Origin of the sequence: Aminobacter sp. BA135 (genome assembly GCF_050859125.1) — a bacterium.
Taxonomy (GTDB): Bacteria; Pseudomonadota; Alphaproteobacteria; order Rhizobiales; family Rhizobiaceae; genus Aminobacter; species Aminobacter ciceronei.
Window position 1 is genome coordinate 1,593,494 of record NZ_CP139572.1, and the last position, 26,506, is coordinate 1,619,999.

The following is a 26,506-nucleotide window of genomic DNA, read 5'->3' on the forward strand; positions in this document are numbered from 1 at the left end:
TTGGCCGAGCCAAGCAGGGAGCCGGTCGCAGCTATCCGAACAAAAAGAAAGCGAGGGGTCCCCTAACCCCTCGCGGCAAAAATCATGACCTCCGGGGTATCCTCCCCGTAAGGCGTCCCCCAATCAGGCTGCCAGATGGCTTGTCGCGGCCTGGGCGTAGTTGTGGCCGAAGCGGTTGGCGAGGAAGGCGTCGAGTGGGATGTCTTCCTGGCGGATGAAGCCCTGCTGCGGCAATGCGCCGTTGGCCAGCATGTCGAGCACGGCGCAGATGCCGGAAGCCGTGGTGATCTGGATGGCGCTGCGCACCATTTTGCCCATCTGGCGGCTGTAGATCTTGTTGGCGTAGCTTTCCTGGAGCAGGCGCCCGCCCTTGCGGCCGCTGACGGTGACGAAGATCACCACCACGTCCTGCATGGTCGCCGGCAGCGAGTTCTCGAGGATGTCCTTGAGCACTTCGCGGCGGTGACGCAGGCCGAGATCGTTGAGCAGCGCCTTCATGATCGCGGCGTGGCCGGGATAGCGAATGGTGCGGTAGTTCAGCGTGCGCACCTTGCCCTTGTAGGTCTCGCAAAGGGTGCCGAGACCGCCCGAGGTGTTGAACGCCTCATAGGTGATGCCGTCGAGCGAGAACTCTTCGCGTTCTTCCAGCGGCGGCACCTCGACCAGCGAGCCTTCGACGATCGCCTCACAGGGCTCGCAATACTCGTTGATGACGCCGTCGGTGCTCCAGGTCAGATTGTAGTTCAATGCATTGGACGGGTACTGCGGCAGTGCGCCGACGCGCATGCGCACGCTTTCCAGCGAATCGAAGCGCTTGGCGAGATCGTTGGCGACGATCGAGATGAAGCCTGGTGCGAGGCCGCACTGCGGGATGAAGGCGCTCTTGGCGATGACAGCCAATTCCTTGACGATGCGGGTCGAAGCGACGTCCTCGGTCAGGTCGAGATAGTGCACGCCGGCCTTGGCCGCTGCCTCGGCAATGCGCGTGGTGAGGTGGAAGGGGGCAGCGGAAAGTACGGCGAACTTGCCGGCCAAAACGGCGTCGAGGGCGCCAGCTTCGGCAATCTCGACCTTAAGCGTCTGCACGGCGTTGCCGGTCTCGAGCGAATCAAGTGCTGCCTGTGAGCGGTCGACCACGGTCACCTGGTAATCGCCACTCTCGGCCAGCATGTCGGCGATGGTCGAGCCGATCTTGCCTGCGCCTACGACAACGATCTGTTTCATGGTCATGTCCCCTTCAAATGGAATTTCGCGCGGAGTCTACGGTCGCGTCTCGTCAAAAGGCAGTATCGATATTGCCGAAAAGCCGATATGTTTTGGACGAAACGACGTATGGTATCGACGAAATGACGACAGACCCTGATCGCGCCCTGCTTGCCTTGTTGCGCGAGAACGCGCGCGCCTCGACGGCCGAGCTGGCGCGCAAGCTAGGTGTGTCGCGAACGACGGTGCAAAGCCGGATCGAGCGGCTGGAACAGCGCGGGGTGATTGCTGGCTACAGCGTCAAGCTGTCGCCAGACTACGAGAAGAACCTGGTTCGCGCACATATCCTGGTCACCGCGCTGCCCAAGGTCTCGGCGGCGGTGGAGGCGGTGCTGAAGCGGATTCCCGAGGTGCGCACGCTGCATTCGGTCAGCGGCAATTTCGACATGATCGTCGTCGTCGAGGCGCCGTCGGTGCGCGACCTCGATGCCTTGATCGACCGAATAGGTGCGCTCGAAGGTGTCGAACGCACCTTGTCGTCGATCGTCTTGTCGACGCGAATCGACCGCTGATCGGCCTCAGCCGATCGCCGAAAGGTCGTGACGAAAGACGACCTCGCCGCCGATGACCTCGCCCGTCGCGCGGAAGCCAACCTCGCGATAGAGCGCCATCGCCATTTCGTTTTCCGGCACGACGCTCAAGGTGACATGGCCGCAGCTGGGCAGCTTCGACATCAGCTTCAGCATCTCCAGCAACGCCTTGCGACCATAGCCGAGCCGCTGGTAACGCTGGTCGATCATCAGCCGATAGATCCAGTAATTGCCGTCGTCGGGATCGAGCGCATACATGGTGAAGCCGACCGGCAGGTCATCGGCATAGATGGCGAACGGCGCGTAATGGTGGCCCGCATCAGCCTCTTCGATCGAATCCTCGTTGCTGGCGACAAAATTCTGCTGCGCCGGCGCGACTTGCAGCTCAAGCATTCTTGCCCGCTAGGCATCGTTGAGCGGGCGTAGTGTAATGGTCATGTATCCACCGTGTCTGACGTAACTCCCGCGACATTGTCGAGATTGCATTACGCCAGCATGTCCCCGGTGGTCGCGGAAAGTGGCGAATGCTCCTCGATGCTCATGCGCTCGGCTCGCTTGCCGCCGCCTGTCGCAGCAGCTTGGCAAGCTCCTCGACCGGCTTGACCGCCGAAGTCGGCGCTGTCCCGGCGAGGACCATCACCGGCACGCCCGATATGCCGCGTTGGACGGCGAGGCGCTTGTCGGCGCGCACGGCGGCGGCGAAGTCGTCGCCGGCGAGCAATACCGCCACCGCACCTGGCGCAAGCCCGGCCTCGCGGCCAAGCCGGTCCAGAACGCCGCGGTCGGCTATGTTTTCGGCCTCGCTGTGATAGGCCTGCAGCAGGCGTTCCATCACCGCGTCGGCCTTGCCGCTCGCTGCACCAAGGTGAACCAGCCGGTGCGCGTTGAAGCTGTTGACCGGGCGGGCGTTCTCCAGGTCGAGCTTGATGCCCTCGACCGCTCCGAACCCTGTGATCTGGGCGATCCGCGCTTCGGCCGCATCGCCGCGCCATTGCCTGATCATGTCGGCGGCGCTGTCGCCTGATATCAGAGCGCCTTCGGGCGACAACTCGAAGCTGCGCCAAACGATCTTGATCGGCATGCCGGCAAGCGCCGAGGCGGCTTCGAGGCGGCGCTTGGCGATGTAGCTCCACGGACACAGCACGTCGGCATGCATCTCGATCTGCATGGTCTCCTCCCGGCTCAGGCGTCGATCGGGCGCGGGCCGGGCGCGATTTCGCGGACGAGGTTGTAGCGCGGTGGGCCGCTCATTCTGGGCTCGGCCTTGCCCTTGAGGCCGTCGATGACGCCCTGGATCGCCGCAATGCGCGCGGCATTGTCCGAAACGCGCTCGAATTCGCGATGCGCGGCTTCGCTTTCCCAGTGGATGATGTTGTAGACGCGCGTGCCGTCGGTGCTGGCAAACAGATGCGCCGACTTGTAGCCGGGATAGAACCGCACCCATTTTTCCTGCAGGCCGGCGAAGGCGTCGATCAGCTCTCGCTGTGTCTGGGCGCCGTCCACGGTGTAGTCGATGATCGAGTAGAATCCCTGTGTGTCCTGCATCTGCATGTCCTTTCGTCGCTTCGATGAGCCGAAGGTAAGGACAGGTACCCGGCCGGATTAGCCGGAGATTTCAGGATGCAGCTTCCGGATCGACGGAAGATCAGGCGACGAACAGCTGGCGCGGAAAATGCGCGACGACATGGTCGATGAAGGAGCGCAGGCGCCTCGAGACGATGCGCTGGCGCAGATAGACGATGTGGATCGGCTGCGCCTCGCCGCTCCACTCGGGCAACACCGTCACCAATTCGCCACTGGCCAGTTCCCGGGCCAGGAATGCAGCCGGCACCAGCGCGATGCCACGACCCGCGACGGCTTGATGCCGCAATGACGAAAGCTGGTTGCCGGTGAAACGACCGGCGATGCTCAGTTCGTAGGGGTCGCCGCCGGCGTGGTGCAGCTGTGCCGAGGCATATCCGGAAAAGGACATCAGCTGGCCGGTGTCGATGTCACCAGGATGGCTGATTGGTGCATGTGCCGCGAGATAGGCAGGTGACGCCACGAGCCGCAGCGCGGCACTGCCAAGCGAACGCGCCACCAGCCCCGAATCGTCGCGCAGCGTGCCGACCCGAATGGCGACGTCGATGCCATCAGTGAACAGGTCGGCGTTGCGGCCGCTCAGGTTGAGCTCCAGCGACATGTTGGGATGAGCCTCAAGGTAGCTGCTCAGCAGCGGCGCCAGCACATCGTCCATGGCGATTGTGCTCGCCACTCTGAGCTTGCCGCTCAGCCCTGCCGCCGTGTCGGTCAGCTCGGCCTCGTAGCCGCGCAGTTCGGCCAGCGCCCGCGACGCGACCTCGTGATAGCTTGCGCCGGTTTCAGTCAAGGCCAGACGTCGCGTGGTGCGCTTGAGCAAGGTGCTGCCGAGGCGGGTTTCGAGTGCGGCGATACGCTGGCTTATCGTCGAGACGGGGATACCGGTGGCTCTGGCCGCGCCGGAAAAGCTTCCGGTGCGAACGACCTCGAGGAAAAGATCAACCGAATCGAGAGCCATACCCCTGCCGATCATGCCGTGGCGCGAGCCGGTAAGGTATGCGGCGGCGCCCGACATGCAAGAGCAGCCGATCGATCATCGGCTGCTCGTGGCAATGCTGTGGTATTTGTTGGCGGCTATGCCAGCGCCGGCTGTGTCCAGCGCGCGGCGATCAGGCGGTAGGGGATCAGCGCGAAGACGGCGATCAGAAGCTTCACGGTAAGGTCGCCGAGCGCCCACGAGATCCAGCGCGCCGCCTCGAACGGCAGCACGCCGAACAGCGGGGCCGCTTCCAGGGCGAATGCATCCTCGGGGCCGAGGAAAGCGAAGGCTGCCGAAAAGGCGATGCCGAAGAAGATCGCCGTGTCGAACACCGAACCGACGAGCGTGCCGAAGATCGGCGCGCGCCACCAGCTCTGCCGGCGCAGCCAGTTGAACACGGTGATGTCGAGCAACTGGGCGGTCAGGAAGGCAGCACCGGAGGCAACGGCGATTCGCGCCAGTCGATCGGCAGCCGTGTCGAACGGGATCAGGCCATAGCGGAACAGCACCGGCGGAATGACGATCGAGCAGACCACCGCAACCGTGAAGCCGACGAAGACGATACGCCGTGCCAGCTTCGGGCCGTAGCGCCGGTTGGCAAGGTCGGTGACCAGGAATGAGAAGGGGTAGGTGAAAGCACCCCAGGTCAGGACGTCGGCAAGCGCCAAAGGTCCGACCTGTCCCTGCATCGGGAACTGGACGAGAATGTTGGAAGCGACGACGACAAGCGCCATGGCCGCCACGAAAGGCAGATATCTTGAACCGGAGTTCATTTTTTTATCCTGGGTAATGGAACCAGCGGTGCGGGCATAGCCCGGGCGGATTTGGGCGGAGCCTCCATCGTCCTTGCGGCCGTCAGAGGCTCCAGGCGGTCGTCCCCCGCCTCGTCAGACGATTAGGCTGCGGCCTGCTCGGCGTTCTTCTTGGCGATCTGCTTCTTGAGCAGGCGCGCACGCTGCGACAGCTCTTCCGCGTCAGCCTTGATCAGGAAGGCGTCGAGGCCACCGCGATGCTCGACCGTGCGCAGGGCGTTGGCCGAAATGCGCAGGCGCACGTTCTGGTTCAGCGTCTCGGAGATGAGCGTGACGTTGACCAGGTTCGGCAGGAAGCGACGACGGGTCTTGTTGTTGGCGTGGCTCACATTGTTGCCGGTCATGACGGCTTTGCCGGTGAGTTCGCAAGCGCGGGACATGTTACTTACCTTCAGTTCTGGCGGACCAAGCGACGATGACGCACCGAATAACGATGGCGCGCGGTCTCAGTCAGGCGGCCTCATGGAAAAAGTTGGCGTTCCATAAGTGTATTTCACCGACGCGTCAAGCACCCCGGTTGTTTCCAGGCGTTGTCCCCAACTCCACAGAATGGCCGGAATTGGTTCTATAACCATTGCGCAGGGACGTGAACAGCGGCAGGCGCAGCTTGCGCTGTCGATGAGGTGTTACCTGGAATGCGCCGCCCCGCACCGATCCTGCTTTGCCTTTGCCTCGCCGTCCTGCCGTCGCCGCTGCTCGCCGCCGGTAAATCCTTCAGCGGCGATTATTCGCTCTCGTTTCTCGGCATTCCGGTCGCCAAGGCGACCTTCGACAGCACCTATGAGGGCAACTCCTATGTCGTCAACGGCAGGGTCTCCAGCGCCGGGCTGGCCGCCTTCTTCGACGACACGCGCGGCACGATCTCGTCGCGCGGCAGTTTTGGCGAGGGCCGCACCAGGCCACGAGCCTTCCGCGCCGACTATGTCTCGGGCAAGGTCAGCTCGCTCGTCGCGGTCGGCTTTTCCGGCGACCGCGTCACCAGCACCGAGGTGGTGCCGCCGCCCAAGAAGCGCGGCAAGACGTGGATTCCGCTCGGTGCCAACGACCTGCGCGGCGTCGCCGATCCGATCGCCGCGACCGTCATCCGCGCGCCCAGCCTCGACAAGGTCTGCGGCCGCACTGTCAGGATCTATGATGGCGAACTGCGTGCCGACCTCAGGCTGACCGAGGTGTCGCGCAAGAAGATGGCGGTCAAGGGTTTCGCGGGCGACACTGTCACCTGCAGCATGGGTTTCCAGCCTGTCTCGGGCTACCGCACCGACAAGAAGGCGCTGACCTTCCTGCGCGACCGCAGCCGCATCATGGTGACGTTTGCGCCGCTCGGCGAAACCGGAGTATATGCGCCTATATATGCGACCGTAAGCACGGAGATCGGAACGATCACCGTCAAGGCACGGCGCTTCGAAGCGACCAATTGAGCATGACCCGAACGAAGCATGTTCCCGAAAAGTGGACATCGATTTTCGGATAAGATCATGCGCAACAAAAAGGGGGCGCCGGTTTCCGGACGCGGTCATGCTCCACGGGAAAAGGCGCGTTGCGCCGGGAGGGGTAAGTGGGGCGCGCAACCTTGATCGGATTTTCGGCGGTCGCCATGTGGGCGCTGCTGGCCTTGCTTACAGACGCCTCCGGTTCGGTGCCGCCGTTCCTGATGTCGGCGATCACCTTCGCCATCGGCACCTGCGTCGGCCTTGTTGCCCGCCTGTTCATGCCCAAGCCCGACAAGGCCGAGAAGATCCCGGCGCAGGTCTGGATCATCGGCATCGTCGGCCTGTTCGGCTATCACTTCTTCTACTTCACTGCGCTGCGCAACGCGCCGGCGGTCGAGGCCAGCCTGATCGCCTATCTCTGGCCGCTCTTCATTGTGCTCGGCTCGGCGCTGATGCCGGGCGAGCGCCTGCGCTGGAACCACATCGCCGGTGCGCTGCTCGGCCTGGCCGGCACATTCCTGATCGTCACCAAGGGCGGCGGGCTGGCCTTCGAGCCGCGCTACGCCTTCGGCTACATCATGGCCTTCGCCTGCGCCTTCCTGTGGTCGGGCTATTCGCTTCTGTCACGCCGCTTTCCGTCGGTGCCGACGACCGTCGTCACCTGGTTCTGCCTGGCGACGTCGGTGCTGTCCTTTGCCTGCCACCTGGCGCTGGAAGAGACCGTGCTGCCGGCCAATGCCGGCCAGTGGCTCGCCGTGCTTGGCCTCGGCCTGATGCCGGTCGGTGCTGCCTTCTATGCCTGGGACATCGGCGTCAAGCGCGGCAACATCCAGGTGCTCGGTGCTGCGAGCTACGCCGCCCCGCTGCTGTCGACCCTGGTGCTGATCGCGGCCGGCTTCGCCGAACCATCGCTGCGCATCCTCGCCGCTTGCGTGCTCATCACCGGCGGTGCGGTGCTGGCGGCGAAATCGCTGATCTTTGGCGAGGGCAAGGGGCCGGCCGCCGACGGGGCAGGGGCCTAGCCGACACTCGGCTCCCAGCCCGGTTCCGCCAACTCGAACTGGGCGAATTCGAAACCCGGTGACACCGTGCAGCCGACAAGCGTCCAGTCACCCAGGCAACGCGCCGTCTGCCACCAGCCGGATGGCACCACGCATTGCGGCCGCTGGCCCGCTGTTATGTCGATGCCGAGTGTGTGGGCGACGATTTCGCCGCCTTGCTGGAACAGCCTGAGCTCGATCGGCGCCCCGGCATGAAAATGCCAGATCTCGGCGGCATCCCTGACGCGGTGCCAGTGCGAGACGTCGCCGTGCTTGAGCAGGAAATAGATCGCCGTCTGGTTGCCGCGCAGACCATGCGGCCCGCCTGGCGGGCTGTCGCGAAAGGTCTCGACATACCAGCCGCCTTCGGGGTGGCGCTGCATGCCGAGTGTGGCGATGATCTCTTGAGCCCTCATGGTCAGATCGGGGTCGAAGCCGAGCCGTGCCCATAGATCACCACGAAGCTATCCTGCTCGATAAATGGAACGTGGATCCGTGTGAGCAGTGCGATCAGTTCGCTTGAGCAATCCTGTATCACCGGGCTTACCAACAGGCCTCTGTGCTCGGTGTAGCGGGGTGCAATCCTTATCCACTCGATGTGCAGGCCAAGGCTCGCTTCGTGGGTTCTTGCCCAGTCGCCGAAGTATGCCGGTGCATACTCAAGCTCGTGTGTCTCAGGTGCCTGATGCACGTATTTGACCTGGTATGCGGGCGGAAAAGGCAGCTGATACATACCCCGACAAAGTTCCCGCCACTTCGTGTCGTTCATGTATGAAGCCAAACCGCGCTCTGTCAGGATTTCCCTGATGCGTTTCTTGTCCTTTGCATCGGTGAGCAGATACACATGGTCTGGATCGGGCGTCGCTACTACCATTTGTCCATCATTGCAGCGATGCTGGAATGCCGCAACATTTCGTGCGGCTGACGTGTGACTGATTATCCCACCCGCTGCATGCTAAATGTGGCGATGATCTCCTGAGCCCGCATGGTCAGAAATTGTCCTTGCGCCTGCGGACCTCAGTGAAGACGTCGACATCAGTCGCCTGTTCCATGCCGAGATGCTTGCGGATGGCTGGATCGGCCCAGCGCAGGAACGGGTTGGTCGCCAGCTCCTCGCCGATTGTCGTCGGCAGTGTCGGCCTGCCGTCGCTGCGCAGCGCCTCGATCTTTTCGGTGCGCGCGCGCAGGGCTGCGTTGTCCGGATCGATCGTCAGCGCGAAACGCGCATTGGACAGCGTGTATTCGTGCCCGCAATAGATCACCGTCTCCGGCGGCAGGGCGGCGAGCTTCTTCAGCGATTCGAACATGACGGGTGCGGGACGCTCGAACAGCCGGCCGCAGCCGAGCGCAAACAGCGTGTCGGCGGTGAAGGCCAGCTTCGATTTCGGCAGGTAGTAGCAGACATGGCCGGCCGTATGGCCCGGTGTCTCGATGACCTCGATGGTCTCGTTGCCGAAAGGAATGACCGAGCCTTGCTCGACCGTGTCGTCGATGCCGGGGATCTTGTCGCGCTCGGCTTCGGGGCCGATGATGCGCAGCTTGTAGCGGCTCTTCAAGGCCAGGTTCGCCTCGACATGGTCGGTATGGTGATGCGTCGTCAGGATCGTCGACGGCGTCCAGCCGCTGTGCTCGATCGCCGACTGGATCGGGCCTTCCTCCGGGGCATCGATGATTGCCGTCTCACCGGTTTCGCGGTCGTGCAAAAGCGCGCCGAAATTGTCGGTGCGGCACATGAAAAGCTTGATCTCGACAGCCATGACAGGACTCCATTTTGCCGGGAACGATAGGGCGCGCCGCCAAGCCTGTCACGCCAAATGGGGCGGGGTCGTTGAAGTCGGTGGGCGGCGCGTCTACCTTCGGCCCATGAATTCCGACATCGTCGATCTTCGCTCCTTCTACTCGACGCCGCTTGGCCGCCTCGCCGAGCAGTCGATAACAATGGCGCTGTCGTCGGTGTGGGCTGGCCTGCCCAATGAGCGGCTTGTCGGGCTCGGTTACACGCTGCCCTGGCTCGACCGATTCGGCAGCGATGCCGAGCGTGTCTTCGCCTTCATGCCGGCTACACAAGGTGCCGTGGTCTGGCCGGCGAATGGGCCGTCCTCGACGGCACTCGTCTTTGACGAGGAGTTGCCGCTCGTCGATTCCTCGGTCGACCGGGTGCTGCTGGTCCATTCGCTCGAACATGCCGAAAACCCGCGCGAGACGCTGAAGGAGATCTGGCGCGTGCTGTCGCCGGCGGGGCGCATCGTCATTGTCGTGCCCAACCGGCGCGGCATGTGGGCGCGTTTCGAGCACACGCCCTTCGGCACCGGGCGGCCATTCTCGTCCGGCCAGCTCAACGAACTGTTGCGCGAGGCCAATTTCACCGTCTCGGCATGGTCGGATGCGCTGCATTTCCCGCCGTCACGGCGCAAATGGATGATGAAGTTCGACCATCTGTTCGAGCGCGCCGGTCGCCGCCTCTGGCCGATCTTTGCCGGCGCCATCGTCGTCGAGGCGCAGAAGCGCGTCTACCAGGGCATTCCGGTGGCGCAGCGCGCCTCGCGGCGCGTCTTTGTGCCGGTGCTGTCGCCCACCGGCGCCTCACGCGGCTTTCCAGCCCTACGCCGTGGCGACGCGGAGCATGGTGGCTAGGCTGTACCTCACGAAGGGGTGAAGCCGCACCACTTCCATTCCGACGCCATTGCCGCGACACTGATCCATCCGTTGGGAGAGCCTGCAAACGATGCTGGGCGTGCTGGCCATAGTCTTGTGTCTGGGCTGCGAGGTGCCGCGCCCCGTGGCTGGTGCTGCGGTCGATGTCGAGCTCGTGCTTGCGGTCGACGTCTCGCGCTCGATGGATCTGGAAGAGTTCACCCTCCAGCGCGCGGGTTATGTCGCGGCGCTGCGCCACCCTGATTTTATTGATGCCGTGCTGTCCGGCCACCACGGCCGCGTCGCCATCACCTATTTCGAATGGGCGGGCACCGTGCGCGAGGAATCGGTGGTGCCGTGGCAGATCATCGACGGGCCGCAGAGTGCTGCCGCCTTCGCCGCCAGGCTCGAGGCGAGGCCGTTCAGCGGCTTTCGCGGCACCTCGATCTCGGGCGCGGTCACTTATGGCGCCAACCTGTTCGACAGCAACGACGCCGACGGCTTTCGCCGCGTCATCGACATTTCGGGCGACGGGCCTAACAATTTCGGCAACCCGGTGCTTCCCGCGCGTGACGCTGCTCTGGCCCAGGGAATCGTCATCAACGGCTTGCCGATCCTGATCCGGCCGTCGCGAACGGCGTCCCGGCTCGACCGTTATTACGCCGAATGCGTCACAGGCGGCCCCGGCTCGTTCGTCCTGCCGATCAAGGCGGCGTCGGAATTCGCCACTGCGATCCGGCGCAAGCTGGTGCTCGAGGTCAGCGGCGACACCCATGCCGTGCCGGTCGTCAGGATCGATACCGAGCCCCGGGTCGACTGCATGGCCGGCGAACGCGACAGGCGGATCTATTCCGATCCCTATTTCCCCGAGCTAGATCGTTAGACTGCGGGTGCGTTCGTTGCCGGGAAGCCCCGCGCGGAATATGCTTGGTTTCTAATGTTTCTGCGGATTACGGCACTCTTGGAGCAGAGGGTACTGCCATGGAGGGGGAACAGATCGGGCGCCTGCTGCGCCAGGCCGCGGACCATGCCGTCCGTTACAGGTCGGAACTGCCATCCAGGCCGCAGCGTCCGCTGCATGGCTACGCCGACGCCTTGGCCGCCTTTGACGGCCCTTTGCCCGAGACCGGAGAAGCACCCGGCGTCGTGGTCGACGAACTGGCGGCACGGGCCGAACCGGGCCTCAACGTTACCACCGGCGCACGCTTCTTCGGCTGGGTCATTGGTGGTTCGCATCCGGTTGGCGTCGCTGCGGACTGGATGACCAGCGCATGGGGCCAGAACGCCGGCAACCACCACGCCATGCCGTCGGCCGCCGCGGCCGAGACGGTTGCCGCGCGCTGGCTGCTCGACCTGCTCGATCTGCCACGCGAAAGCTCGGTCGGCTTCGTCACAGGTGCTACGGTGGCAAATTTCGTTTGCCTGGCCGCGGCGCGCGGCGAGGTGCTGCGTCGTATCGGCTGGGATGTCGAAGCCAACGGCCTGTTCGGCGCGCCGTCGATTTCCGTGCTGATTGGAGACGACGCCCACACCACGGTGTTTTCGGCGCTGCAATTCCTCGGCCTTGGCCACGATCGGCTGATCCGGGTCGCCACCGACAGCCAGGGCCAGATGGTGCCGGACGATTTCGCTCACCGTGCGGCTGACGTGCGTGGGCCGGCAATCGTCATCCTGCAGGCCGGCCAGATCAACACAGGCGGCTTCGACAGGTTCACCGAACTGGTGCCGATCGCCCGCGGGGTCGGTGCCTGGATCCATGTCGACAGCGCATTCGGGGCCTGGGCGCGTGCCTGCCCTGCTTTCAGGCATTTCACCGAGGGGCTCGACGCTTGTGATTCCTGGGCAACCGATGGTCACAAATGGCTGCAGACGCCTTATGACTGCGGCTATGCCATCGTCCGCGACAGCGAGGCGCATCGCCGCGCCATGACGATTGCGGCGAGCTATCTGCCGACGGCTATGGAGGGCGAGCGCGACCCCAGCCATTTCGTTCCCGAACTGTCGCGGCGGGCGCGTGGTTTCGCCACCTGGGCGATCATCCGCCATCTCGGCCGCGAGGGCATTGCCACCATGGTCGAGCGGCACTGTCGTGTTGCCCGGCTGATCGCCGATGAGCTGCGTGGTGAAAACGCCATCGCAGTGCTCAACGATGTCGTGCTCAACCAGGTGCTGGTGCGTTTCGGCGCCGACGAGCCTGCCGAGCGCGGCGATGAACTGACCCGGGCAACGATCATCCGGCTCCAGCGGGACGGCGTTGCCTTCGCCGGCGGCGCCAAATGGCGCGGACGCGAGGTGATGCGCATTTCGGTGATTTCCTGGCTCATCGACGACGCGGCCGGCAAGGCCACCGCCGCAGCCATCATCTCAGCCTGGCGCGGCGTGCGTGAAACGACCCAGGACTGACGCGAATATTGCCGGTTACTTGGCTTCGCCGCCGGCATATTCACCCGCCTGCCTTCAAATTTGCCAGATCGATCCCTAGATGACAGCGGGCTTGGCCCACCGTGAACAATAGGGGTTTCCTCCTGACCGACGTCATCAACCAAAAGCGCGCCGTGCAGCATTCCAGGGGCAAGCGCGCGATGCTGATCGTCAATCCGCGCGCACGCCGTGGTGGCGGCCCGATCGATGCCGTCCGTCAGGTGCTCGTCGATGCCGGTCTCCAGATCGAGGAGATGGCAACAAGCAAGGACGAGAACGCCTCCGAGCTGATCTCGCGCAATGCCGATCATTTCGACATGGCAATCGTTGGAGGCGGCGACGGCACGCTCAACAACGCGGCCGCCGGTCTGTCCTATTCCGGCCTGACGCTCGGTGTGTTGCCGCTCGGCACGGCCAATGACTTTGCCCGCACGATGGGCATTCCCGCCGACCCGGTGAAGGCGGCGGAAATCATCGCCGCCGGCCACCAGGCAACCGTCGATCTCGGCGAGGTCAACGGCCATCTGTTCTTCAACGTCGCCAGCATCGGTTTCAGCGCCGAACTGGCGGGCGAGCTCACCGAGCACGCCAAGAAGCGCTGGGGCACGCTGGGCTACGGCATCGTCGCCGCCCGCATCCTGATGCGCTCGCGGCTGTTCACCTGTTATGTCGACCATGACGGCACCACCGAAAAGATCCGCACCATGCAGGTCTCGGTCGGCAACGGTCGCCATTATGGCGGCGGCATGACCGTTGAGGAGACCGCGACCGCCGACGACGGCTGGCTCGATCTCTACAGTCTCGAGGTCGACCATTGGTGGCGGCTGCTCAGGCTGTTGCCCAGCCTGCGCAAGGGCACGCAAGGCCAGTGGGACGACGTCCGCGCCTTCAAGACCACGGAGGTGACGATCCGCACCAAGCAGCCGCGACCGGTCAACACCGACGGCGAGCTGGTCACCTGGACGCCGGCGCATTTCCGCATCCGGCCCAAATCGGTCAACGTGTTCGTGCCGAAGGGCTGAGCCCCGGCCAAAGACTGCGTTTTCAATCACGGTCTGTTCAGCCGACTCGCTGATACGCCGTCGCAGTTGAATGGCACACTCTGCCCGCGCCGATTCGCACGAAGCGGCCAGCCGGAGGATGTGCATGTCAGGCCAATCGTTCACCCAGACCAATCGTGAGCCTCTGGCTGAGGATGTCGACGCCGGGTTCTTCGATCATCTGAAGATGGCGCGGCAAGCGCTTGCCGGTTCAGCGGTGCGCCGGACGCTCGTCTGGCTCGGCCTGTCGATCCTGACCGTCATCCTCGCCACGTCGGCCGGGCAGATCGTGCTCAACCGCTGGAACAAGCCGTTCTACGACGCGCTGGAGAACCGCGACCTCGACGCCTTCCTGCACCAGTTGACGATCTTTGCGGCGATCGCCGGCTGCCTCCTGGTGCTGAATGTCGGCCAGCAATGGCTGAACCAGATGATCCGGCTCAAGCTGCGCGAGGGACTGACGCTCGACCTCATCACCGAATGGCTGCGGCCGGGCCGCGCCTTCCGCCTCGCCAATGCGGGTGCCGTCGGTGTCAATCCCGACCAGCGCATGCAGCAAGATGCCGGGCACCTTGCCGACCTTACAACAGACCTCGCCATCGGCCTGCTGCAGGCCTCGATCCTGCTGGTGTCCTTCGTCGGAGTGTTGTGGAGCCTGTCATCCGGCTTCGTCTTCCACGTTGGCGAGCGCTCGTTCAGCATCCCGGGCTACATGGTCTGGGCGGCGATCGTCTATGCCGGCTCCGCATCGCTGCTGAGCTGGCTGGTCGGCCGGCGGCTGATTGCCCAGAACGCCGATCGCTATTCGCGCGAAGCCGAGCTTCGTTTCTCGATGGTCCGCATCAACCAGAACATCGACGCCATCTCGCTGGCGCGCGGCGAGGCCGACGAAAAGCGCCGGCTGGAGCTCGATCTTGCCGGCGTGCTCAATTCGCTGCGCCGCATCTTCGCCACCCAGATCAATCTCGGCTGGGTCACCGACGGTTATGGCTGGTTTACCGTGGTCGCGCCGATCCTGGTCGCTGCACCGGTCTATTTCGCTGGCGACATCAGCTTCGGCGGGCTGATGATGGCTGTCAGCGCCTTCAACCAGGTCCACGCCTCGCTGCGCTGGTTCATCAACAATGTCGGCGCCATCGCCGACTGGCGCGCCACGCTGATGCGCGTCGGCGTGATCCGCCGCGTGCTGGTCTCAGCCGACGGGCTGCACGACAAGGAGGAGCGCATCGACGTCGCCGAAAGCCACGACGGCAGCCTGGCGTTCGACGATCTCCAACTGGTCTCGCCGAGCGGCTGCATCCGGCTTTCGGAGCCGCATCTCCGGGTCAGGCCGGGCGAGCGCCTGCAGGTCACGGGCGAGGCAGGTGCCGGCAAGACGCTGCTGTTCCGCGCGCTCGCCGGGCTGTGGCCATGGGGCAAGGGCCGCATCGAACTGCCCAAGGACAAGCAGGTCGCCTTCCTGCCGCGCGCTTCCTACCTGCCGCCGGGCACGCTGCGCGAGGTGCTTGCCTATCCGTCCAGCGGCACAGTCCTCGACGACAAGGATTTTGCCGAAGCGCTTGCCGCCGTCGGGCTGGAGCGGCTGGCAACCTCGCTCGACCGTGTCGCGCCATGGAACGACGAACTCACCAGCGACGAATTGCGGCTCGTCGCCTTCGCGCGACTGCGTTTGCACAAACCCGACTGGGTGATTGTCGACGAGGCCTTCGAGACGCTCGACGCAGCAGCGCATCGCCGGGTCAAAGACATGTTCGAGGGCGAGCTCGCCGGCACCGGCGTCGTCTATTTTGGCCCGCAACGACACAATGGCGGCCTGTTCGACCGGACAGTCCACCTTGCCAAGGACAAGCGTGGGCCGGTGCTCAAGCCGATCCGCATCAAGGATGTGGCAAAGGCCAAGGCTCCGGCTTGATCGGCCGGGCTGCAGGCCCGCCGGTGCAGGCCTGCAGCGGTGCGCTCAGATCGCGCGCGTTTGCGGGCAAGGCTCGGCCGACGACTTGCCGGCACCGAACAGCACGAAGCTGAGCGCCGCCAGCACCCATACGCCGAGGCCGCCATAGAGCATCACCCAGTGGAATCCGTTGACCAGTGCGGCATGGACCGCGTCGGCCGGCACGTCGAGGGCGCCTTGCGCGCCGTCGGTTGCGCCACCGGCGGCGATGCGCTCCGCCAGCGAGCGGAGCTGGCCGGCATCGGCGCCCTCGGGCAGCGCCCCCCTAAGTCCTGCAAGGATGCCCTCGACGAGAACGAAGCCCATGACCGCGATGTTGACGGCAAGAGCGATCAGCCTGGCGCTGGCATCGATGCCCGAGGCCATGCCGGCGCGGCTGGCCGGCACCGAACCCGTGGTCATGTTGGTGGCCGGCGTCGTCGTCAGACCGAGGCCGATGCCGGCAATCAGCGCCCCGGGCAGCACCGTCAGGCCGCTCGCCCCTTCGACAGGGCTGCCCAGCCACATGGCGATGAAGCCGAGGCCGATGGTGAACAGGCCGAGCGGAATGACGGTGCGTGGGCTGGTGCGCAAGAGCAGATACTGCGCCACCGGCGACATCACCAAGAACGGCACCGTATAGGCGAGCGCGGCGAGCCCCGTTTCGGTGCTGTCATAGCCGAGGCCTGCGGTGAAATAGATCGGCAGGTAGACCATGAACGGCCAATAGCTGAAGTTCATGCCGACGCAGCCGACGATGGCGCCGGAGAAGTCGCGGATCCGGAACACCGAGAAGTCGAACATCGGGTGCGAATGCCTCCGCTCGACCGCAACGAAGGCGATCAGGCCGATCAGCGTCGCCGCGGCGATAGCCAGAGCCGTCGGGCTGAGGAAGCCGAGATCAGCGCCTTGGGTGATGTAGTAGGTCAGGCCGAAGACAGCAGCGCTCAGGATGACGATGCCGGGAAGGTCCAGCCTCGTCGCCTGCGGGTCACGCGATTCCTTGACGCTGCCGAAGGTCAGCACCAGGCACAGCAATGCCAGTGGAGCGTGCACGAGGAAGACCCACTGCCAGGTCGACAGGGCGACGATCACGCCGCCGATGATGGGGCCGAAGCCAAGGCCGATGCCTGATATGACGCCCCAGACGGCAAAGGCGTTGCCGCGTGCCTTGGCGTCCTGGAACTGGTGCGAGAGGATGGCGATCGAGCAGATGAACATGGCGCCGCCGGCCATGCCCTGCAGGAAGCGGCTGGCGATCAGCACTGTGGTGGTGGGGGCGAGGCCGCACATCAAGGAGGTCACGCCGAAAGCGGCAACCGTAATCGCAAAAACGAGCCGGCGGCCGTAGCGGTCGGCCAGCGTTCCTGTTGCCATCAGTACCGTCGTACAGGCGATGGTGTAGGCGTTCATGATCCACTGCATGTCCTTGAAGTCGGCATGCAGCACATGTTCGAGCGTCGGCAGGATCACCGGCACGCTCGATATCTCAAGACCAAACATCAGCGCCGACAGGCAGATCGCCCCCAGCGCCAGACTGTCTCTCATCGTAAGCTTCATCCCATGTCTCCGGCTGGCGGCGTCGGGGGAGGAAGTCCGGTCGCCGCTGGTTATCTGGAAACATCCGAGATATGCCAAGCTTGAGCATGCATAAATGCTATGCAATCCTATATCAGTGATAACAAATTTGGATAGATGAGATGCTGTGGCTCGACGCCGAGGCCGTGCGCAACTTCGTCATGGTGGCGGACCTGCAGAGTTTCACCCGTGCAGCCGACGCCATGGGCTCGACCCAGGCGGCGGTCAGCGTCAAGCTCAAGCGGCTGGAGGAGCGTGTCGGCCGCAAGCTGATCGAACGTACTCCGCGCCGCGTCAGGCTGTCGGCCGACGGTGCGCTGTTCATCGAATCGGCACGAACCTTCCTCGCTGCGCATGACAATGCGGTTGCCGGCCTGACGTGTTCTGCCCGGCGCTTCACGCTGGGTATCGCCGGCCACGTCGCCGGGCCGGAGGTGACGACGCTGCTCGCCCGCCTCAGCCAGCACGATCCGGCGCTGACCATCGAGGTGCAGGTCGACAATTCGACGCTGTTGCTCGATGCCTTCGACCGTGGCGAGCTCGATGCCGCGATCGTTCGGCGCGAGGACGACCGCCGCGACGGCGAGGTGCTGGGACCGGAGCATTTCGGCTGGTATGCGACGCCTGAGTTCGATCATCGTCTTGGCGAGCCGATCCGGCTGGCGACGCTGTCGCGGCTGTGCGGCGTGCGCGATCTGGCGATACGCACGCTCGACGATGCCGGCATTCCCTGGGTCGAGGTGTTCGTCGGCGGCGGCTCGTCGTTGGTGACGGCGGCAGTGTCGGCCGGGCTGGCGACGGCGGTCTTTCCCAGCCGTCTCGCGCCGCCCGGAACCGTCGAAGTCAGCCGCAAGTTCGGTCTGCCTGATGTGCCCGCAAGCGAGATCGTGCTGCACTCGTCGCTCACCGACCGCCGCTCGCGCGAAGCCCTGCGTATCCTCGCCTGCGCCTTCCACGAGCACCGGGCAAAGGCGGGGTAGGGCAAAGGACCGCGCCCTGGTTCCGGACGCGGTCTTGTGGTGCTAGCGACCCTTGCCGATGTTTTCCAGATCGTACTCGGTGGTCTGGTAGACGCGGTTGATCCAGTTGCCGAACAAAAGATGGGCGTGCGAGCGCCAGCGGTTCAGCGGCCGGCGCTGCGGGTCGTCGTCGGGATAGTATTCGTGCGGCACGGCGATGGTCACGCCGGCCGTGACGTCGCGGTCATACTCTTCCTTGAGCGAGGTCGAGTCGTATTCGATGTGGTTGAACATGTAGAGCCGGTTGCCGGCTTCTTCGGCCAGCAGGCTGGGGCCGGTCTCTTCCGATTCCATCAAAAGCTCCAGGCCGGAGCCTTCGGGGATGTCCGAGGCACGGACCTCGGTCCAGCGCGACACCGGTATGGCGAAATCGTCGGAGAAGCCGGCGAGATAGGGCGAGGCAGGCGCGTTGTTGTTGTGGCGGTAGACGCCGAACGCCTTGTGCTCCAGCGTGTGCTTGGGAACGCGGTGAAAATGCCAGGCGGCCGCCATCGCGCCCCAGCAGATGAAGAACGGCGAGTGCACGTTGGTCGTCGTCCAGTCCATGATCTGCTTGAGTTCGTCCCAGTAGGTCACGTCCTCGAAAGGCAGCAGTTCCACCGGCGCACCGGTGATGATGAAGCCGTCGAACTTGCGATCCTTGACCTCTTCCCAGGTCTGATAGAAGGCGATGAGGTGATCTTCTGAGGTGTTCTTGGCCTTGTGGGTGCCGATGCGCACCAGCGTCAGTTCGACCTGCAGCGGGCTGGCGCCGATCAGGCGCGCGATCTGCGTTTCGGTCCTGACCTTGTTGGGCATCAGGTTGAGCAGGCCGATCTGCAGCGGACGGATGTCCTGGCGGAGAGCTGTCTGCTCATCCATGATGGACACGCCCTCTTTTTCCAGCACTTGGCGGGCGGGGAGTTGATCCGGGATCTTGATCGGCACTGTGCGAACTCCAAAAAACAAAACCGGCATTGCTGTCGCAAAGCCGGTTTACGGATCGCAAACGGCCCTTTAGCGACTTGTTTAACGTGGCTGCAAGCCGACCGGCCAAATCACCACGGGTCTATGCCCTGCTATTACGCCCGGGCGGGGATTGCGTCAACCGCGACCCATTCGTCCGGCCAGACCGCCTGGTTCCGCCGGTTTTCCTCGACATTGCGTGCACCGGGCGGTATTTCCGCTGCGGCCTCCGGCCGGAGGCGCCAATCCAGGATATTTCGAAATGACCAAGGCACCCGAGCAGATTCGCCCCGAACCCCGCGCCGGCATCATGGACATCGCAGCCTATGTCCCCGGCAAGAGCTCCGCTCCGGCAGGCGTCGCCAAGCTCCATAAGCTGTCGTCGAACGAAAATCCGCTCGGCGCCTCGCCCCATGCGATCGAGGCCGTCCAAAGGCTATCGCATAAGATGGAGTATTATCCCGACGGGTCGGCGTCACGCCTGAGGCAGGCGATCGCTACGACCCATGGGCTGAACCCTGCCAACATCCTGTGCACCAATGGCTCCGACGAAGTGCTGGGCCTGTTGTCCCAGAGCTATCTCTCGCCGGGCGACGAGGCCATCTACACCGAGCACGGCTTCATGGTTTACAAGATCTACACCCAGGCAGCCGGTGCCACGCCGGTCGTTGCCAAGGAGGATGCCGAGAAGGCCAGCGTTGACAACATCATCGCCGCGCTGACGCCGAAGACCAGGATCGTTTTCCTCGCCAACCCCAACAACCCGACCGGCACCTACCTGCCGTTCGAGGAGGTGCGCCGCCTGCACGCGGCACTGCCCAGGAACGTGCTGCTCGTCCTCGACGCTGCCTATGCCGAATATGTCCGCCGCAACGACTATGAGTCGGGTGTCGAACTGGTCGCGGCCAACGAGAACGTCGTGATGACGCGCACCTTCTCCAAGATCCACGGCCTCGGCGGCATGCGCATCGGGTGGATCTATGCGCCGGCGCACGTCATCGACGTGCTCGAGCGCATGCGCGGTCCCTTCAACGTCAATGCGGCGGCGATCGAAGCCGGCGTGGCGGCGATGGAAGACCGTGGCCATGTCGAGCGCACCATTGCCCACAATGCCAAATGGGCGGAATGGCTGGTCGCCGAGTTCGAAAAGCTTGGCCTGCGCGTCACGCCTTCTGTCGGCAACTTTCTGCTGGTGCACTTCCCCGATGACGGCAAGCACTCGGCCGCAGCCGCCGACGATTATCTTACGGCGCGCGGCTATATCCTGCGCAGGGTCACCGGCTACGGTTTCCCCAACGCGCTGCGCATGACCATCGGCACAGAAGAAGCCAATCGCGGCGTCGTCGCCGCACTCACCGAATTCCTGAAAAGTTAAACCATGTCAGATCCTCTCTTTGAAAAGATCGCCCTCGTCGGCATCGGCCTGATCGGCTCGTCGCTGGCACGCGTCATCCGCCGTGAAGGGCTCGCCCGTCACATTGCGATCACCACCCGCAGTGCACCCACGCTCGCCCGCGCCGAGGAGCTCGGCCTCGGCGACAGCTACTCGACCGACGCCAAGGCAGCCGTCAAGGATGCCGACCTCGTCATCGCCTCGGTGCCGGTCGGCTCTTCGGAAGCGGTGGCTGTCGACATCGCTTCAGCGCTGAAGCCGGGCGCCATCCTCACCGATGTCGGCTCCACCAAGGCCTCCGTCATCGCGCAGATGGCCCCGCATGTGCCAGCGGGCGTGCACTTCATCCCTGGCCACCCCTTGGCCGGTACCGAGAAGTCGGGCCCCGATGCCGGTTTCGCCGAGCTGTTCGAGAACCGCTGGTGTATCTTCACGCCGCTGCCTGATACCGATCCGGTGGCGCTGGAGAAGCTGTCGGAGTTCTGGCGCCGCTGCGGCTCCAACATCGATACGATGGATCCCGAACATCACGACATGACGCTCGCCATCGTCTCGCACCTGCCGCACATCATCGCCTACAACATCGTCGGCACAGCCGACGACCTGGAGTCGGTGACCAAGTCGGAAGTGATCAAATATTCGGCTTCCGGTTTCCGCGACTTCACCCGTCTGGCGGCTTCCGACCCGACGATGTGGCGCGACGTCTGCCTGCACAACAAGGACGCGATCCTGGAAATGCTGGCGCGCTTCTCGGAAGACCTGGCGTCGTTGCAGCGGGCTATCCGCTGGGGCGACGGCGACAAGCTGTTCGAGATGTTCACCCGCACCCGCGCCATCCGCCGCTCGATCATCGATGCCGGCCAGGAAGTCGACGTGCCGAACTTCGGCCGCGAGGCCATCGAACATCCGGCGAAGGGTTAGGGGAATAGGGGAATAGGGGATCGTCCCCCTACTCCCCTACTGCCTTACTCCCCTAATCGACCGCCGGCACCATCCCCAGCGGAATGAACCCCAAAGTCGCCTTGCCCTTGACGATCTTGAGCGGCAGGGTCGGCGCGTCGCCGAGCAAAGCGAGGCCGGTGAAGGCGGTCTCGAACTGCTTGGCCTGCTCCGGAATGACCTGAGACAGGATGCGCGACAGCTCGCGCGGGTTCTGGATCGTCACCTTGAGATCTGCATCGATCAGCCCATCGTCGCCGACCGACCATGGGCCACTGAGTGCGACGCCGGTCGTACCGCCCGACGTCAGCGTCAGCGAGCGAATGCTGCCCGACTGGCCGCGCAGCGCCGGCTGCCTGCTTTCCACAAGGGCAACGCCATTGTTGAGCGAGGTGTCGGCGCTGCCGTCGAGCTTGGGCAGCGTGCGGCCGCCGATCGCCTGCGGATCGATCTGCAGACCGGTGAAGGTGCCGGCAAGATCGATGTTGGCGCCGTTCGGGCGCAGATGCGTCTGCGTCTGCTCGGCGGTGAACAGCGGCTTGGCGACCCCGTCGATGAACGCCGCCTGGCCAGAAAGCTTGAGCGTTTCGACCGAGATACGTTCGGGCAACGGCTTGGCGATACGTGCGCTGGCATGCAGCAAATCCCAGTTGAATTGCAACTGAGGCAGGTCGGGCGCGGTGATCCTGAGCGGGCCGTCGATCTCCAGCACCGAGTGCATCGGCTGATAGACCTGGGCGGCGGTGCGGAAACTGCCGGCGCTGGCCGAAATCCTGCGCCCCGCATCCTCGTAGTCCAGCCGGTCGCAGAACAGGCCGATGCGGAACGGGAAGCCCTTGATCGCGGGGTTGGCGCATTCGAGCGACACACCATCGCGGTTGACGCCGGCGATCGCCTTGCGCACCTCGCTTTCGGCCTTGCCGGCGAACCAGAACCATCCGGCGCTGTAGCCGCCGAACAGCAGCACGATGAAAAGCCCGAGCCACATGAAGCGGCGGCTGTAGTTTGCTCTTGGTTCCTGACTTGACGGCATGCTTGGGCTCTCGCTAACGCGGTTCTGTTCACCGCGATCACCAACAGGCTGGCGATATGGGCGATTTTTGGGTTTTTGGCTACGGTTCGCTGATGTGGCGGCCAGGTTTCGCGCATGTCGAGACGCGCCGTGCCCGGTTGATGGGGTTTCGTCGTTCGCTCTGCATCCGCTCCTGGGTCCATCGTGGCACCGAGCAGCGGCCGGGCCTGGTGCTCGGCCTCGACCGTGGCGGCTCCTGTGTCGGCCTCGCCTTCCGCGTGCCCGGCGACCTGCGCGACGAGGTGCTGGCCTATCTCAGGAACCGCGAGCTCGTCACCAGCGTTTATCTCGAACGCCAGCTGACGATCCAGCTCGACGGGAGCGAAAAGGTGGCTGCGGTCTGCTACATCGCCGACCGCAAGCATCACCAGTACGCCGGCAATCTCGACGCGGCGCATGCGGCCGGCATCGTCACCGGGGCCGTCGGCCAATCGGGCCGCAACGAGGAGTATGTGTTCAGCACCGTCGAGCATCTCAAGGCACTCGGCATTCGTGACCACTGGCTCGAAGAAGTGGCGCGGCTCGTCGGCGAATAGACCTGGTGTCAGGAGGTAAAATCAACGCCCGATTTTCGGCGGCGCGTCGCGCGCAATCGCGCTAAAGATCAACCATGCTGTTCCAACGCCCCGACGACGATACGCTCTACGATGCCCTGATCGCCCGCGACGCAGGCTATGACGGTTTTGCCTATGTCGGGGTCAGGACGACCGGCATCTTCTGTCGGCTGACCTGCTCCGCGCGCAAGCCCAAGCGCGAGAACGTGCAGTTCTTCGACACCACCGCCGAATGCCTGCATGCCGGCTTCAGGCCCTGCTTGCGCTGCCGGCCGATGATGGGCTCGGGCGAAGCGGAGCCATTGGTCGCAACGCTGGTCGAGGCGCTCGAACGCGAGCCGGAGCGACGTTGGCTGGAGGCCGACATCGTTGCCATGGGCCTCGATGCCTCGACCGTGCGCCGCGCCTTCAAGCGTCGTTTCGGCATGAGCTTCCTCGAAATGGCGCGGCTGCGCCGGCTCGGGCAGGCGGCGGAGCGGCTGAGCTCGGGCGACAGCGTGCTCGATACTCAGGTCGAAGCGGGGTTCGATTCCGGCAGCGGCTTTCGCGCGGCTGTCACCCGGCTGCTCGGCGAGGCGCCGGCCAAGCTGCGCGGCAAGACCATGCTCAAGGCCGACTGGATCGAGACGCCCATCGGCCCGATGATCGCGATTGCGGACCAGCATGCCCTGCACATCCTCGAATTCCTCGAGCGAAAGGCGCTGGCGACAGAGGTGCGCAAGCTGCAGGCGGTCACCGGCTCGGCCATTGCCTTCGGCAGGGCCGCACCGATCGATCAGATCGAGGCGGAACTCTCCGCCTATTTCGCTGGCACGTCTGCAGAGTTCGCAACTCGGCTGGCACCGCAAGGCACGTCCTTTGAACGTCAGGTGTGGGACGGCTTGCGCCGCATTGCTGCGGGCGTCTCGGTGACTTATTCCGGCCTCGCCGGCGAGATCGGCAACCCCGCAGCCATACGTGCGGTCGGCCGCGCCAACGGCGCCAACCCGATCGCCATCGTCATCCCGTGCCACAGGGTGGTCGGCGCCAGCGGCGACCTGACGGGCTATGGCGGTGGCCTCTGGCGCAAGCGCTGGCTGCTCGAACACGAGCGACGGATGGCCGCTGGCTAGCCTCGTGTCACATATCAAGGATCAGTGATATCAAGGGAGCATCGTAGTCGGGGGACATCGATGCTGCTGCCTGCAAGCGCGGACAAGATCACGATCCAGCGTATCCTCAAGGTCAATCACGCTGGCGAACGCGCCGCGATCAACATTTATGGCGCGCAAATCGCTGTTGCCCGGCGGTTCTTCCCGGTGATCCAGCCGGAGCTGGAGAAAATGCGCGCCGACGAGATCCTTCACGCCAGGATCTTTCGCGACGCCATGCCGACACGCGACACGCGGCCGTGCCGTGTCATGAAGTTCTGGTCGCTTGGCGGCTATGTGCTGGGGTTGGTTACATCGGTGCTTGGACCGCAGATGGTCTGGCTCTGCACGGAAGCGGTGGAGGCCACCGTGCATCGCCATCTCGAAGAACAGCTTCGTTTCCTGGAGCGTCGGGACGAGCGCCTGCATGCCGCCATCCTCGACATCCAGCAGGAGGAACTCGAGCATCTTGAGGTCGCGCGCCAGCGCAGGTCCGCCAAGGGCGTGCCTTACAGGCTGGCCTATGGGGCGATCTCGGCGGCGACAGCCATGATGATCTGGCTGTCGACCTGGGGCGATACGAGCTGGATGAAGCGCGAGCTGGCGGCCGGTAGCTAGCCGACCTCGACGCCCAATTCCCTGAGCCGCTTCACCGCCGTCGGCGGCATCGGCGGCGGGTTTTTCGAGGTTGCGGCTTCGATCAGGAATTCGTCGCAGGCGGCCTCGGTTTCCGAGATCAGGCGCTGCATGAATTCCTCGCGCGACAGGCCCGCCGGTATCGGCTTCAGGAAACGCGCCTTGATGGTGCCGGGGTAACGCAGGAACTTGCGCCGCGGCCAATACAGGCCCGCGACATGGGCGACCGGCACCACGGGCATGTTGAGCGCCGCGTAAAGCTCGGCGATGCCCCACTTGTAGGCCGGCTCGTCGCCGGGCGCGCGGCGGGTGCCCTCGGGATAGATGATCAGTTGGCGGTCGTTCTGCATTTCCCGGCGGGTTGCCACGACAACGGCCTTCAGGGCTGCCGAGCGCTTGCCACGGTTGACCGGGATCATCTTCATCTTGGCGATGTACCAGCCGAAGAACGGGATCCACATCAGCTCGCGCTTGAGGATGTAGAGCGGGTCGCGCAGGTAGGGGAAAAAGGCGATGGCGTCCCAGAACGACTGGTGCTTGGGCGCCAGGATGAACGAACCCGCAGGCAGGTTCTCGAGCCCCATGACCTCGCTCTTCGTGCCAGCGATCTTTTCCTGCAGCCACAGGCTCGAACGCGCCCAGAATTTGGGCACCAGCCAGGCGCGGTGGCGTGGCGACAGGAAATAGTAGGGCGTCCAGAAGATCATCTGGGCGATCAGGCTGACATAGAAGACGAAGTTGAATGCCAGCGAGCGGATATGGAGCATTGGTGAGGGGCGCCTGAGGACGGGATTTCGCCGTTGGTTACACCAAGCCGTCCAAAAAGGAAAACGCCGCTTGCTTTGGAATGAGCTTTTGCGTGGCAGAGTGCCTATTCGGCGGCGGCCTGCACCACGACCATGCCGTCCGAGGTCGGCTTGACCGGCACGATGCCGCGCGCGAGCGCCAGCAGGTACTTGTTGTATTCGGTGAACAGCACGCGGAACGCTTCGGGCTTGGTCAGCCAGCGGCCTTCGCCAAGCTTGGAGTTGACGACCGGGTAGGGCTCCAGGCTGGCCTTGCGCAAAAGCCGGCCCATTTCCAGCATGCTGCGCGGCATGTGGTAGTTGTTGGTGACGAGGATGACACGGGCATAGTCGTGGCTTTCGACCCATTTGGCGCTTTCCTCGGCATTACCGATGGTGTCGAGCGCGGCGCGGTCGATGTCGACACGGTTGAACAGCGACTTGTCGCTGCGCGTCGCCAGCTGCAGTTGCCGGCGCGTTGCCGAGGGATGGACGCCGCTGATCAGCAGGCGTTCGCCTTTGCCGGCCTTGAGCAGGTCAAGTGCCGCATCCAGCCGCGACTGGCCGCCGGTCAAAACGATGATGGCGTCGGCCTTGGCAGGGTTGGCCGGCGTGGTCAGTCGACTGACATGGGTTGCGAACAGCGCGAAGCCACCGGTGAAGATGAAGGCTGCTGCGACGAGGATGAACAAAATGCGGCGCAAAAAAATACTTCTCCGGCGCGGCTTGAGCCCGGCCGGGTAGATTTTCGATCCGGAAACCGTCCCCGATGCGGCGAGCGCGTTCTGACCCATCACG

The 26,506-nt window shown here is 64.3% G+C and carries 29 protein-coding genes and 1 riboswitch; of the genes, 14 read left to right on the forward strand and 15 right to left on the reverse strand.

Annotated features, from left to right (window positions below):
- Positions 1–123: 123 nt before the first annotated feature.
- Complete coding sequence (locus SLT36_RS07840; protein ID WP_432286680.1) at positions 124–1,224, reverse strand: saccharopine dehydrogenase C-terminal domain-containing protein; 1,101 nt, start codon at positions 1,222–1,224, stop codon at positions 124–126.
- 122 nt (positions 1,225–1,346) lie between these two features.
- Between SLT36_RS07840 and SLT36_RS07845 the strand changes: the two genes are divergently transcribed.
- Positions 1,347–1,775 (forward strand): Lrp/AsnC family transcriptional regulator, encoded by a 429-nt coding sequence (locus SLT36_RS07845; RefSeq protein WP_432286682.1) that lies wholly within the window; start codon positions 1,347–1,349, stop codon positions 1,773–1,775.
- 6 nt (positions 1,776–1,781) lie between these two features.
- On the opposite strand, the gene SLT36_RS07850 is transcribed toward SLT36_RS07845, so the two are convergent.
- The 6 genes from SLT36_RS07850 to rpmB form a co-directional block, all read right to left on the reverse strand.
- Entirely contained in the window at positions 1,782–2,186 is a 405-nt protein-coding gene (locus tag SLT36_RS07850) for a GNAT family N-acetyltransferase (RefSeq protein WP_432286684.1), read from the reverse strand.
- A 145-nt stretch (positions 2,187–2,331) separates the two neighbouring features.
- The gene (locus tag SLT36_RS07855; RefSeq protein WP_432286686.1) at positions 2,332–2,961 is read right to left on the reverse strand and encodes a DsbA family oxidoreductase; all 630 of its coding nucleotides are present in this window, start codon (positions 2,959–2,961) and stop codon (positions 2,332–2,334) included.
- A gap of 14 nt (positions 2,962–2,975) precedes the next feature.
- Positions 2,976–3,338 (reverse strand): antibiotic biosynthesis monooxygenase family protein, encoded by a 363-nt coding sequence (locus SLT36_RS07860; RefSeq protein ID WP_432286688.1) that lies wholly within the window; start codon positions 3,336–3,338, stop codon positions 2,976–2,978.
- 100 nt (positions 3,339–3,438) lie between these two features.
- Positions 3,439–4,386: a LysR family transcriptional regulator gene (locus SLT36_RS07865; protein WP_432286690.1), complete on the reverse strand. Its 948-nt coding sequence runs from the start codon at positions 4,384–4,386 to the stop codon at positions 3,439–3,441.
- A gap of 59 nt (positions 4,387–4,445) precedes the next feature.
- Positions 4,446–5,123 carry a queuosine precursor transporter gene (locus tag SLT36_RS07870; RefSeq protein ID WP_067957605.1) on the reverse strand — a complete coding sequence of 226 codons (678 nt, stop codon included), beginning with the start codon at positions 5,121–5,123 and terminating at the stop codon, positions 4,446–4,448.
- A 122-nt stretch (positions 5,124–5,245) separates the two neighbouring features.
- Positions 5,246–5,542 (reverse strand): 50S ribosomal protein L28, encoded by a 297-nt coding sequence (gene rpmB / locus SLT36_RS07875; protein ID WP_067957607.1) that lies wholly within the window; start codon positions 5,540–5,542, stop codon positions 5,246–5,248.
- 255 nt (positions 5,543–5,797) lie between these two features.
- Here rpmB and SLT36_RS07880 point away from each other — a divergent pair, with 255 nt between their 5' ends.
- Complete coding sequence (locus SLT36_RS07880; protein ID WP_432286691.1) at positions 5,798–6,580, forward strand: DUF3108 domain-containing protein; 783 nt, start codon at positions 5,798–5,800, stop codon at positions 6,578–6,580.
- 137 nt (positions 6,581–6,717) lie between these two features.
- Positions 6,718–7,614 (forward strand): aromatic amino acid exporter YddG, encoded by an 897-nt coding sequence (gene yddG / locus SLT36_RS07885; RefSeq protein ID WP_432286692.1) that lies wholly within the window; start codon positions 6,718–6,720, stop codon positions 7,612–7,614.
- Here yddG and SLT36_RS07890 read toward each other — a convergent pair.
- The 3 genes from SLT36_RS07890 to gloB all read right to left on the reverse strand — a co-directional run bounded on the left by SLT36_RS07890 (position 7,611) and on the right by gloB (position 9,389).
- Positions 7,611–8,048 (reverse strand): cupin domain-containing protein, encoded by a 438-nt coding sequence (locus SLT36_RS07890; RefSeq protein ID WP_432286694.1) that lies wholly within the window; start codon positions 8,046–8,048, stop codon positions 7,611–7,613. The genes yddG and SLT36_RS07890 overlap by 4 nt on opposite strands.
- A gap of 2 nt (positions 8,049–8,050) precedes the next feature.
- Positions 8,051–8,506, reverse strand: coding sequence for a DUF6678 family protein (locus SLT36_RS07895; protein WP_432286695.1), 456 nt, complete (start codon positions 8,504–8,506; stop codon positions 8,051–8,053).
- 115 nt (positions 8,507–8,621) lie between these two features.
- The gene (gene gloB, locus SLT36_RS07900) at positions 8,622–9,389 is read right to left on the reverse strand and encodes a hydroxyacylglutathione hydrolase (protein WP_432286696.1); all 768 of its coding nucleotides are present in this window, start codon (positions 9,387–9,389) and stop codon (positions 8,622–8,624) included.
- 106 nt (positions 9,390–9,495) lie between these two features.
- Here gloB and SLT36_RS07905 point away from each other — a divergent pair, with 106 nt between their 5' ends.
- The 5 genes from SLT36_RS07905 to SLT36_RS07925 all read left to right on the forward strand — a co-directional run bounded on the left by SLT36_RS07905 (position 9,496) and on the right by SLT36_RS07925 (position 15,639).
- Positions 9,496–10,266 carry a class I SAM-dependent methyltransferase gene (locus SLT36_RS07905; protein ID WP_432286697.1) on the forward strand — a complete coding sequence of 257 codons (771 nt, stop codon included), beginning with the start codon at positions 9,496–9,498 and terminating at the stop codon, positions 10,264–10,266.
- Positions 10,267–10,357: 91 nt separating this feature from the next.
- Entirely contained in the window at positions 10,358–11,149 is a 792-nt protein-coding gene (locus SLT36_RS07910) for a DUF1194 domain-containing protein (RefSeq protein WP_432286699.1), read from the forward strand.
- Positions 11,150–11,247: 98 nt separating this feature from the next.
- Complete coding sequence (locus tag SLT36_RS07915; RefSeq protein ID WP_432286701.1) at positions 11,248–12,669, forward strand: pyridoxal phosphate-dependent decarboxylase family protein; 1,422 nt, start codon at positions 11,248–11,250, stop codon at positions 12,667–12,669.
- A gap of 179 nt (positions 12,670–12,848) precedes the next feature.
- Positions 12,849–13,709 carry a lipid kinase gene (locus SLT36_RS07920; RefSeq protein WP_432288277.1) on the forward strand — a complete coding sequence of 287 codons (861 nt, stop codon included), beginning with the start codon at positions 12,849–12,851 and terminating at the stop codon, positions 13,707–13,709.
- A gap of 124 nt (positions 13,710–13,833) precedes the next feature.
- Positions 13,834–15,639 (forward strand): ABC transporter ATP-binding protein/permease, encoded by a 1,806-nt coding sequence (locus tag SLT36_RS07925; protein WP_432286702.1) that lies wholly within the window; start codon positions 13,834–13,836, stop codon positions 15,637–15,639.
- Between the two features lie 45 nt (positions 15,640–15,684).
- On the opposite strand, the gene SLT36_RS07930 is transcribed toward SLT36_RS07925, so the two are convergent.
- Complete coding sequence (locus SLT36_RS07930) at positions 15,685–17,205, reverse strand: MFS transporter (protein WP_432286704.1); 1,521 nt, start codon at positions 17,203–17,205, stop codon at positions 15,685–15,687.
- A 152-nt stretch (positions 17,206–17,357) separates the two neighbouring features.
- On the opposite strand from SLT36_RS07930, the gene SLT36_RS07935 reads away from it, so the two are divergent.
- Positions 17,358–18,215 carry a LysR family transcriptional regulator gene (locus tag SLT36_RS07935; protein ID WP_432286706.1) on the forward strand — a complete coding sequence of 286 codons (858 nt, stop codon included), beginning with the start codon at positions 17,358–17,360 and terminating at the stop codon, positions 18,213–18,215.
- A gap of 42 nt (positions 18,216–18,257) precedes the next feature.
- Here the strand turns inward: SLT36_RS07935 and metA are convergent, their stop codons facing one another.
- Entirely contained in the window at positions 18,258–19,181 is a 924-nt protein-coding gene (metA, locus tag SLT36_RS07940; RefSeq protein ID WP_432286707.1) for a homoserine O-acetyltransferase MetA, read from the reverse strand.
- Positions 19,182–19,230: 49 nt separating this feature from the next.
- Positions 19,231–19,308: riboswitch (SAM riboswitch) on the reverse strand.
- A gap of 153 nt (positions 19,309–19,461) precedes the next feature.
- Here metA and hisC point away from each other — a divergent pair.
- Positions 19,462–20,574: a histidinol-phosphate transaminase gene (gene hisC, locus SLT36_RS07945; RefSeq protein ID WP_432286709.1), complete on the forward strand. Its 1,113-nt coding sequence runs from the start codon at positions 19,462–19,464 to the stop codon at positions 20,572–20,574.
- A gap of 3 nt (positions 20,575–20,577) precedes the next feature.
- Positions 20,578–21,513: a prephenate/arogenate dehydrogenase family protein gene (locus tag SLT36_RS07950; RefSeq protein WP_432286710.1), complete on the forward strand. Its 936-nt coding sequence runs from the start codon at positions 20,578–20,580 to the stop codon at positions 21,511–21,513.
- Positions 21,514–21,565: 52 nt separating this feature from the next.
- Here the strand turns inward: SLT36_RS07950 and SLT36_RS07955 are convergent, their stop codons facing one another.
- Complete coding sequence (locus SLT36_RS07955) at positions 21,566–22,564, reverse strand: DUF2125 domain-containing protein (RefSeq protein ID WP_432286711.1); 999 nt, start codon at positions 22,562–22,564, stop codon at positions 21,566–21,568.
- Between the two features lie 56 nt (positions 22,565–22,620).
- Here SLT36_RS07955 and SLT36_RS07960 point away from each other — a divergent pair, with 56 nt between their 5' ends.
- From SLT36_RS07960 to SLT36_RS07970, 3 genes are all read left to right on the forward strand, one after another.
- Entirely contained in the window at positions 22,621–23,139 is a 519-nt protein-coding gene (locus SLT36_RS07960) for a gamma-glutamylcyclotransferase (protein ID WP_432286713.1), read from the forward strand.
- Between the two features lie 74 nt (positions 23,140–23,213).
- Entirely contained in the window at positions 23,214–24,269 is a 1,056-nt protein-coding gene (locus SLT36_RS07965; RefSeq protein WP_432286715.1) for a bifunctional transcriptional activator/DNA repair enzyme AdaA, read from the forward strand.
- Between the two features lie 60 nt (positions 24,270–24,329).
- Entirely contained in the window at positions 24,330–24,905 is a 576-nt protein-coding gene (locus tag SLT36_RS07970; RefSeq protein WP_154386129.1) for a demethoxyubiquinone hydroxylase family protein, read from the forward strand.
- Here the strand turns inward: SLT36_RS07970 and SLT36_RS07975 are convergent.
- Both SLT36_RS07975 and SLT36_RS07980 read right to left on the reverse strand, forming a co-directional pair.
- Complete coding sequence (locus tag SLT36_RS07975; protein WP_432286717.1) at positions 24,902–25,690, reverse strand: lysophospholipid acyltransferase family protein; 789 nt, start codon at positions 25,688–25,690, stop codon at positions 24,902–24,904. The genes SLT36_RS07970 and SLT36_RS07975 overlap by 4 nt on opposite strands.
- A gap of 104 nt (positions 25,691–25,794) precedes the next feature.
- Positions 25,795–26,502: a YdcF family protein gene (locus SLT36_RS07980; RefSeq protein ID WP_432286719.1), complete on the reverse strand. Its 708-nt coding sequence runs from the start codon at positions 26,500–26,502 to the stop codon at positions 25,795–25,797.
- Between the last annotated feature and the right edge of the window lie 4 nt (positions 26,503–26,506).